This is a genomic window from Pseudomonas arcuscaelestis (genome assembly GCF_016881005.1).
Lineage (GTDB): Bacteria > Pseudomonadota > Gammaproteobacteria > Pseudomonadales > Pseudomonadaceae > Aquipseudomonas > Aquipseudomonas arcuscaelestis.
Map to the genome: position 1 here is coordinate 1 of NZ_JACOPV010000058.1, position 1,214 is coordinate 1,214.

Here is a 1,214-nt window from a genome sequence, read left to right on the forward strand (position 1 = left end):
GGGGCCACCCCCCCTCCCACACTGGATTTGTAACAGTCTTCAGCGCTGGCCAGTGCCTGGGAGGCTGCCACGTAATCGGCCTGGAACTGCGGCGATTCGATCCACGCCAGTGCGCTCGCTTCATCGTCGGTATCGGTTGCCCACTGGTGATACTCGATCAGCACCGCAAAGATAAAGTCAGTGGCTTCCTCTTCACCTTCCTGCTCCAGCACCAATGCCAGCAACGGGTGCGCCAGGAATACCGCACACAGCGCCTGCTGGCTGGTCTCGCCGGCGGCACGCATCTCGATAAACAGGTCGATCAAATCCACCGACTCAAGGTCGATACGGCTGTCATCGCCGGCGAATGCATCCGGCTTGGTGGCGACGGCACGCTGGGTACGGTTCTGCTTGGCCTTGGTCTTGGCCCGTTGGGCGCGTTTTTGCTGCTTGTTTGGCGAGGCCATAGGCTCAACGTCCTTGGGTTCTGGATCTAGGTTGGGTATTGAAGCGCAGGTTGAGGCAAATCCCAAGGGTGTCTGGCGTTAATTGGCCGTTTTGAAGTCATGCCAATGCAATGGGCAACAGACTGTCTTGCTACTCGCTGCGCAAGAATGCGAAATGTGCCACCTGTTTTTTGCGGCCCTCGATTCTTGTTTTTTGGTAACAGTTGTTCAGTTTGCCAGCACTTGTGCGTCCTGCGGTGAGGTCACTAATCTTCGGCGCTCACTGATAAGGCCATACATCTGAGAGGAACGACAGCAAACCATGGACCGATTAGACTTGCAGGCGTCCACTACGGAGGTCTTTATGAGCATCCCACTTTCTCCAATCGTTTCAGAGTTTGAAACAGAAGAGCAGGCTGCCAGCTATGACCGTTGGTTTCGTGCCAAGGTGCAGGCGTCGATTGATGATCCTCGTCCAAATATCCCGCATGATCGGGTAATGGCTGAAATGCGCGCTTTGATTGAATCGAAGAGAAAAACGCACGATGCGGGTTGAGTGGCGGCCCGAGGCCCGTGCTGAACTCAGGGTAATTCTTGAATACATAATTGAACGTAATGTTGCTGCAGCCAGCGATTTGAACGAAGCCATTGAGGCTGCCACAACTGCGCTTCCTGATCATCCATATCTGTACCGCATGGGTAGGATTCCAGGTACTCGAGAAATTGTTGTGCACCCTAACTACTTGGTGGTGTATCGAATAACTGATTGGATCGAAGTGGTGACGGTAT

3 protein-coding genes are annotated in these 1,214 nt (G+C 54.0%); 2 read left to right on the forward strand and 1 reads right to left on the reverse strand.

The window, feature by feature from the left end:
* Positions 1–446: hypothetical protein (locus tag H8F21_RS29200; protein WP_203585835.1), on the reverse strand; the 446-nt coding region annotated here is incomplete at its 3' end.
* Positions 447–789: 343 nt separating this feature from the next.
* Here H8F21_RS29200 and relB point away from each other — a divergent pair.
* Together relB and H8F21_RS29210 are read left to right on the forward strand one after the other, a co-directional pair.
* Entirely contained in the window at positions 790–981 is a 192-nt protein-coding gene (gene relB, locus H8F21_RS29205) for a type II toxin-antitoxin system RelB family antitoxin (protein ID WP_159960358.1), read from the forward strand.
* Positions 971–1,214, forward strand: a 244-nt coding sequence (locus tag H8F21_RS29210; protein ID WP_203585836.1) for a type II toxin-antitoxin system RelE/ParE family toxin, incomplete at its 3' end; no start/stop codon positions are given. The genes relB and H8F21_RS29210, both read left to right, overlap by 11 nt.